The organism is uncultured Nevskia sp. (assembly GCF_903885465.1).
Classification (GTDB): Bacteria; Pseudomonadota; Gammaproteobacteria; order Nevskiales; family Nevskiaceae; genus Nevskia.
Genome location: NZ_CAISIQ010000236.1, coordinates 1 through 6,637 on the forward strand (window position 1 = coordinate 1; position 6,637 = coordinate 6,637).

Annotated in this window: 7 protein-coding genes; 1 reads left to right on the forward strand and 6 read right to left on the reverse strand. The window is 61.2% G+C overall.

Annotated elements, in window-relative coordinates:
* Window positions 1-165: 165 nt before the first annotated feature.
* From QZY06_RS08800 to QZY06_RS08820, 5 genes are all read right to left on the reverse strand, one after another.
* Window positions 166-1,248 (reverse strand): TniB family NTP-binding protein, encoded by a 1,083-nt coding sequence (locus QZY06_RS08800; RefSeq protein WP_295682988.1) that lies wholly within the window; start codon window positions 1,246-1,248, stop codon window positions 166-168.
* Window positions 1,245-2,027: a Mu transposase C-terminal domain-containing protein gene (locus tag QZY06_RS08805; protein WP_295682991.1), complete on the reverse strand. Its 783-nt coding sequence runs from the start codon at window positions 2,025-2,027 to the stop codon at window positions 1,245-1,247. Before QZY06_RS08805 ends, QZY06_RS08800 begins: the two co-directional genes overlap by 4 nt.
* Window positions 2,003-3,010, reverse strand: coding sequence for a DDE-type integrase/transposase/recombinase (locus QZY06_RS08810; RefSeq protein ID WP_295682994.1), 1,008 nt, complete (start codon window positions 3,008-3,010; stop codon window positions 2,003-2,005). Before QZY06_RS08810 ends, QZY06_RS08805 begins: the two co-directional genes overlap by 25 nt.
* 286 nt (window positions 3,011-3,296) lie before the next feature.
* Window positions 3,297-4,130, reverse strand: a complete 834-nt coding sequence (locus QZY06_RS08815) for a TnsA endonuclease N-terminal domain-containing protein (protein WP_295682997.1) — start codon at window positions 4,128-4,130, stop codon at window positions 3,297-3,299.
* A gap of 298 nt (window positions 4,131-4,428) precedes the next feature.
* On the reverse strand, window positions 4,429-4,746 hold the full coding sequence (locus tag QZY06_RS08820; RefSeq protein WP_295682999.1) for a hypothetical protein: 318 nt from the start codon (window positions 4,744-4,746) through the stop codon (window positions 4,429-4,431).
* 113 nt (window positions 4,747-4,859) lie between these two features.
* Here QZY06_RS08820 and QZY06_RS08825 point away from each other — a divergent pair, with 113 nt between their 5' ends.
* Window positions 4,860-5,759 carry a hypothetical protein gene (locus tag QZY06_RS08825; protein WP_295683002.1) on the forward strand — a complete coding sequence of 300 codons (900 nt, stop codon included), beginning with the start codon at window positions 4,860-4,862 and terminating at the stop codon, window positions 5,757-5,759.
* 8 nt (window positions 5,760-5,767) lie between these two features.
* Here QZY06_RS08825 and QZY06_RS08830 read toward each other — a convergent pair.
* Window positions 5,768-6,637, reverse strand: an 870-nt coding sequence (locus QZY06_RS08830; RefSeq protein WP_295683004.1) for a WYL domain-containing protein, incomplete at its 5' end; no start/stop codon positions are given.

Here is a 6,637-nt window from a genome sequence, read left to right on the forward strand (position 1 = left end):
CCAGGGTGCCAAGCCCGGTAACGGAGTGGTCGAGGCTCGGGTTCAAGGCGAACGCGAATCGCAATGCCGACTTGTGCCCGTTCCCGATAGCGCCACGGCGAATCACGCTCAAGGGTGATTCGCCGGCTTGCGGCCTTGGCGTGAACGGAAGCCGACGGCCCGGGCTCATGCCGCCACCTGCAGGATGAGCGGGCGGACCTCGTCCCACCTGGCCGTGAACGGATTGAGGACCCGGCCTTTCATTGCCGACGCCAGCGTCTGACGTTTCTCGCGCCGGATTCGCGCGGCCTCCATTTCCAGGCGAGCCTGCCGGACCTCCACGAATGCGCTGGCGAAATGAGTCATCGTGATTTCGCTTGCACCAGCGCGATAGGCGATGAGCGCGGCCCTGATCACCAGATCCTTGAGGACGCTCGGCATGCCACCGCTCGCGAGATAAAGGCGGGACGCATCATCCGGCCGGTGTGAAAACCACTCGGCGGAGTAGATGGTCGGCAGCGAAGACACGGCCGTCGTCAGCAGCCCGTCGGCGAACTGCACCATCTCCTGGTGGTCTGCGCCGGGTGGGTCGAAGGGGTTCAGCGCAAACAGATGCGTGAAGCGCCGTTCCAACTGCTGCTCGGAGTCGATCAGTGCCAGCGCGTCCGGCATGCCCAACAACACGAAGGTAACGTGCGTCGCGTTGATGATGGACTTGATCCAGTTGCGTGCTTCGATGAGGCGCTTGTTTGCGCCAGAGGCGGATCCCCGACCCAGCGCCAGCAGGTGCTGAAACTCATCCATGAAAATCAATTGGACGTTGCACTGGCGGATGTAAAGTAGCAGGCGTTCGGTCAATTCCTGGCAAGTGCCGTTGAGCGCGGAATGATCGCCGAGGGCACGCAGGATCTGGATCGCCATCGACCGGGGTGTGATCGTGCTCGACAGCGAGAAGATCAACGCGGTCTGCTGCGCGCGCATCCCCAGCTTGAACACTTCCTCCTTCGGCGGAAGCTCTTCCGAAAACATGTCCAGCAAGGTCGATTTTCCGCAGCCGGACTCGCCGATGATAAGGACGTGACGAGGCTCGGATAGAGCCCCGTTCTCGGCGGCGGCTCGCTGGATCAGCTCGCGCGCCGCCTGCAGGCGAGTGTGCATGACGATATCGGAACTCATCGTTTCGATGAGGTGATGTTCTTCGACGGAGAGCACGGGACGCTCCGGGTTGAGGAAGATCGATGGGTATTCGGCAGAGACGAGCTTGTTCATTTGGGTTTTCTCTTGATTGAAATTTGGGGAAAGGAAATGACGGGCGCGGCGTCCGGCTTGCGTTTGGCCGGCGGCGGCTGCGACTGGGTTGGTTCAGATGCCGGCGGCTTGGCAGGTGAGTCGACGGTCTGCGGCGCTTTCACCGGCGGCTCCGGCTCAGGCTGCGAGCCTTGGCCGGAAGCTCGTTTCGGGGTTGCCTTCTTCTTGGTAGCTGGCGGATGCACGGGTTTCGACGGTGATGCCGGGGGCAGTTCATCCGGGCTATCGCGCCCGGTGTCCTGGGCGCGAAGTGCCGCCAGCGCATCGCGCAGCTCGACCAGTCGCCGATAGGCGATGGGATCGTCGGCACGTCCGAGCGCGGCGTGGTATTCGATGCGCAGGTTGAAGGCCTGTTCGTCGCTCATGCGGACGAGACGATCGTTGATGTCCTTCTTCTTGAGGACTGCCTTCAGGCGGCCATGCTCGAACAGCGACAGACGCTTCGTGTACATGGGCTGGGTCGACGTGGCGCGGTAAGTTCGGCGCTCGCCATGCAAGGCTTCGACATAGACGATCGACAGATCGAGTTCGTCGATGCGGATCGAGACCTCGGGCTTGCGCTCGAGGCTGCGTTGCTCGACCTCCCAGGTCCTCAGTGCGTCGGAGCGCCACCGCAGACCGTGGCACTCCACGCACCCACCGGAGACCACGCCGGTCTTGGTCGTCCGCGCCATGATCTCCGCGTCCTGCGGAGAAAGCGTGCGGACAGGGATGCTCACAGCTGCACCTCGTCGTTCCACACCGACATCGGCGCGCGCCCGAGGCCACGGTGGGGGCGATGGTGATAGACCTCGTGGACCCAGGTGTCGACGTGCGCGCGCAGATCTTCGATCGTCAGTCGCGCGTACTTTTGCGACTCGTAGTCGCCGCGCGCTGTCGGATTCGAGAAGGTGCTTCCCGGCAGCTTGTGGACCAGATCCTCACTGATCGTCCGGAAGAAGCGTTCGACGATCGCCTTGCCGTTGGGCATTCGCGGCGGGCAGGGCTCGAGCTGGATATCCAGCGCGGCACAGAAGCGGACGAAGCCGGAATCCTGGTAGTCGGACCCGTTGTCGACGACCAACGTGGTCATGATGCCGCGCGGCCGGCCGGGCGATGCCACCACCGCGATCGACATCGTCTTCAGCAATGTGCCGCCGCAAAACGGCGCCAGCGACACATAGGCGGCAAGGACGCAGCGAGTGCGTACATCGATCACGACGGTCAGGTACGGCCGACCCAGCGCCTCCTGCGGCAGGCCATCGTCGCGCGGCTCTTCGAGCACGATGATATCCATGACCTGGCCATCGGCCATGCAGATCTCGAGCGGCTCCCGTGCGACGAAGGATTTCCCAGCCGCATGGTGCTTGCGCCGGGCGTAGTGATTGCCCCGGCGTCGCAGGTCACGCTCGTACTGATCGACCCGGTTGACGATTCGCCGGACGATTTCCTTCGAGGGCATCGCCAGCTTCGTCGTCGAGCAGGCGTTGTAGTTAGCGACCTGCACCTGGACGTCGGAATACACGGCCGAGATCGGATTGCGTTGCCGCGTCAGGTAGACGGCCTCGACCGATGTGCTGATGAACTCGACGACCTTCGGATCGAGCTTGCTGTGATCGACCCGCGATGGCTTCATCTTGGGCATCAACGCGGTGTCGACGCGCCCGCCGCGAATCCAGCGCTTCATCCAGTCGGCGATCGTGGACACGCCGGGTGCCTTCGTATCCTTGAAGGCCTCGCTCACCGACTTGAGCTGTTCGGAGATCGCACGCTGCGAGCAGGGATTCTCAGGAATGCGCTTGTAGATTTCCCGAACCCAGCGAAGCTGGCGGTTGAGCTTGTCGAGCTGTTTCTGGTCGAGGCCGCTGCGCAGCTGCTGGCTTAGCGGGTCGGAGGGCTTCGGCGGCTGATAAGTCACCTTGATCTGACTCTGTGCCATCAGATCGGCTAGCGCCTTGAACTTCAGGTGCCGCATCGTGCCGCCGAGCATCGGTGCGATTCGCACTTCGTCGCCGCGGATGCCAGCGACCTCAAACGGGCACTCGGACATCTCGAACTGTGCCCCAACCGTGAGAAGCGGAATGATCTGTTCCATGGGTAGCTCCGATAAGCGTGGATTCGCGCCAGGGCGCGGAGATGGGAAACGTGAGGTCGCCGAGCAGCGCGAGCCTTTCGACGGAGAGCACGGGTAGGCCAAGGGTTATGGCCATGACGCGGAGTTCGCTGACCCGAACCAAGCGAGTGCCGAGGGCGGTGAGCAGTTGCTCCCGGCCGAACGGCGAGAGCAAAATGCTTGCGCCCTTCCGCAAATGCTCCCGGATGTCTCGGGCGGGCTGACGTTCCAGCTTGACCTCGGTGATGGTCCGATGGGGAATGCCGGCGTCGGAGAGTGCCGCCCGCACGATCCGCATCCGCTGCTTGACCGACTCGCGCTCCAACTGACCCTTGGGTTTCACGTCGACCACGACATAGCTGTGATCGGAACGCTGGATCGCAAAGTCGCAGACCAACGCCCGACCGGAGGATGAGGGCAACAGAAAGGGCTGGGTCCGGAACGCCATCACGTCCGGGTCGATCTCCAGGCTCAGTGCAAACCCGGCTTCGAGCCGGCCCTCGCAGGCAATGAAGTGCTGGCCATTCTTCGGTGACGGCACAAGCACGACACGGACGTGCGGTCGGCCTTTACGGAAAGCTCGAACGCCCTGAAGGATTGAGGCCGAATCGGGGCGCCGGGTGAAGGCGTCCTCGATGCGGTGGAACAGGTGGGGCGGCGCCGGCTCGAAGCCGGCAAATGGCTGCGCGGCGCTCGATGGGATCGACAAACGATCCCCTAAAGCGCCGAAAGGCGTACTGCGACTCAACATGGCAAATCCTCATCACATGCGCCGGCAGATAGCCGACCTGTGAGGCCTGCGCGCCCAGATTTCGGGCGCGCACGGGGCCGCGCGCATTGACAACGGCGCGTGTTTTGATAGGATTTGGATGACGTGACTGGTGTCGATCGCAAATCCTGCTTTCGCTCCCACGGCTGGCCAAGGTCTGATCACCTTGGCTTTGTCGTTTCTGGCCTCTGGAACTTTGCTTAAGGCGTTTCTGGTCTGGTCATCTCTGCTGGGTCACCTCCTGAAGAAATTGTGCCGCGTGGTTTTGAGTCCTTGAGACTTACGCAGAGCGCCCGGCATCTGCGTGATGAATGCCATCGCCGGCTCGGTTCATTTCCTTGACCGCGCCTTCGCGTCGAGCCGAAAGCCAGACGGCAATGTCCTGCGCCAGCGCGAACTTGCCGCGGCGGTTTTCCAGGCTGAAGACCGGGACAGGGACGGTTTTTCGAGCCAGCGCCTGTCGGAACGCATCCATCGACTTGTAGCCGAGTGCCGTGCGCAGATCGTCGTCGCCAATCATGGGTCCGTACCGTTGCAAGAGATCCCGGCGGACCAGGTCGGCCACATCACCAGCGGTGCTTTCAGTAATTTCGTGCATTGTCATACCCTGTCACATGGGCACCATCGTATTGCCCGCAGATGGCCACGCCTAGACGGCATATGCGCGATGAAAGTTACTCTAGTTTGGCCATGCCATAAGAACGTAAGCTATTGAAAGACATGGATCCCGCCTCATCAGGAGAGCCGTTGCGCACGCATTTGCGCAACTCGAAATCTCGGCGTGATCCCGTCGATGCATTCCGGGGTATCTACTGGTTCGAGTCGATCCGCATGAGGACCGGACTGCCGTCGGCCTACGCCATGGAGCGCCGCTTTGAACCCGAAGCATTCAAGGAAGAGGGCACGACTCGGTACCACAGGAACAAGTGGTCGGCTTACGGCAATGGCAAGAGGATCCCGAGAGCCTTACTAATCAAAAGGGTGGAGATGCAGTTGCCGGGTTCGGCGCAGCTGATCAACCACGTGCTCTGGGACATACTCCGCGTCCGACTGCCGGTGCTTGAGAACATCGACCGTTGGATCAACGAACTCGAGCCGAGCACACAGCATCTGATCTTCGAGATATCAGCCAGAAAGGCCGGCCTTGGGAGGCAGCGTCGCCACGTGGATCAAAGGCCGCTGGAAATGTTGGGTCGGCGTCCCACCCTCGATGCACTGGCTTGCCTGACGTTGCTGGCGAGAGAGGCTGCGGCGCAAGGACGCCCGGATATCGCTTTCCACGCGGTACCTCGCATGCTGAAGATTCTGCTGGTTCACGCCAGCACAGCACCGATGGCTCGAATCGCAAGTACGCTTTTCGATTTCTACCGGGAAAACATATTTGCGCTGGGTGTCTTCGAGGGTAAAACCTACTCGCTCGAAGATTACCCGTTCGAGGAAATCTTGATATCGCTGAACCGCTTCATTGCTCGATGCGAGGAGCGGGAAGGCGTGACCATCGATTGGGCGGATGCTCTTCAGTCAAAGCTGAGTCTGCTGAGCGGGCGATACGGAATAGGAATCCTGATGGCAACGGCCCCGCGTGCAACCTCATTCGCGCAGACTGCGTAGACGCCACGTCACCTATCGGATGATGTGTTGTCGGCGCTGCCGCCTAAAACAGATCGCTCATCTCCGTCATCCTGCAATTTAGGAAACTGAAATGGTGCAATCACTAACGGATTTGCAACCTGGAGCTCGAACATAGGCGGCAGTTCAATGTCAGGATTAAGTGCTGCCCGCACATCGAGCAGGACGTAGGGAATCAGCGCTTTCCGCACGCTGAGTCGCGCGGTGATGGCACCGTTGAAGCGATAGCGTTGCACGAGCCTAGCGTAGTTGCGCGGCAGCTGGTCGTGCACTTTGAGACGCAAATCTGTCTTGGAATGCCACCGCTCATCGGTTGGCAATACAGGGGGGAGGCTTGACGATAGTTCAGATCGGGTGATCCGATCCAGCATTAAGTCTATATAGCTTTCCCGGCGCGGACACCACGCGCGGACGATCCAGCGCATACCCACCTGCGCCATCGCGTGAGGAAAGACCAGCCGATCCGTTCCCGTCGGCTTGCTAAGTGATGCGTATTCGATCGACAACCCGGTTTTGCGGGCGCACGCTCCCTGAATCGAAGCGAAGACGGTCGCGTCTGGCTTAGGCGCGAGACTGACGACGCGGTCCAGCCAGGGCAGCGCCTCTGGTAACTTTTCAACGATCGCAAGGTACTCGTCGAGATTAGGGGGCGGATAGCTCGGCGGGCGGTCGCCCGTAGCCTTGTAGCGCTTCGACGCGCGATCCCAGATTGCGGCAGTGGGGAAGGTGTAGGCGAAAGACGTAAGAAGTCGACTGACCTGAACAGTCTCAAGAGGCAGCAATTGACGAAGACGCGCATTACCAACCGTGCCTTCCCAGATCAGAAGAGCCCAGATCAGTCGAAACCGGTCATCTTGAAG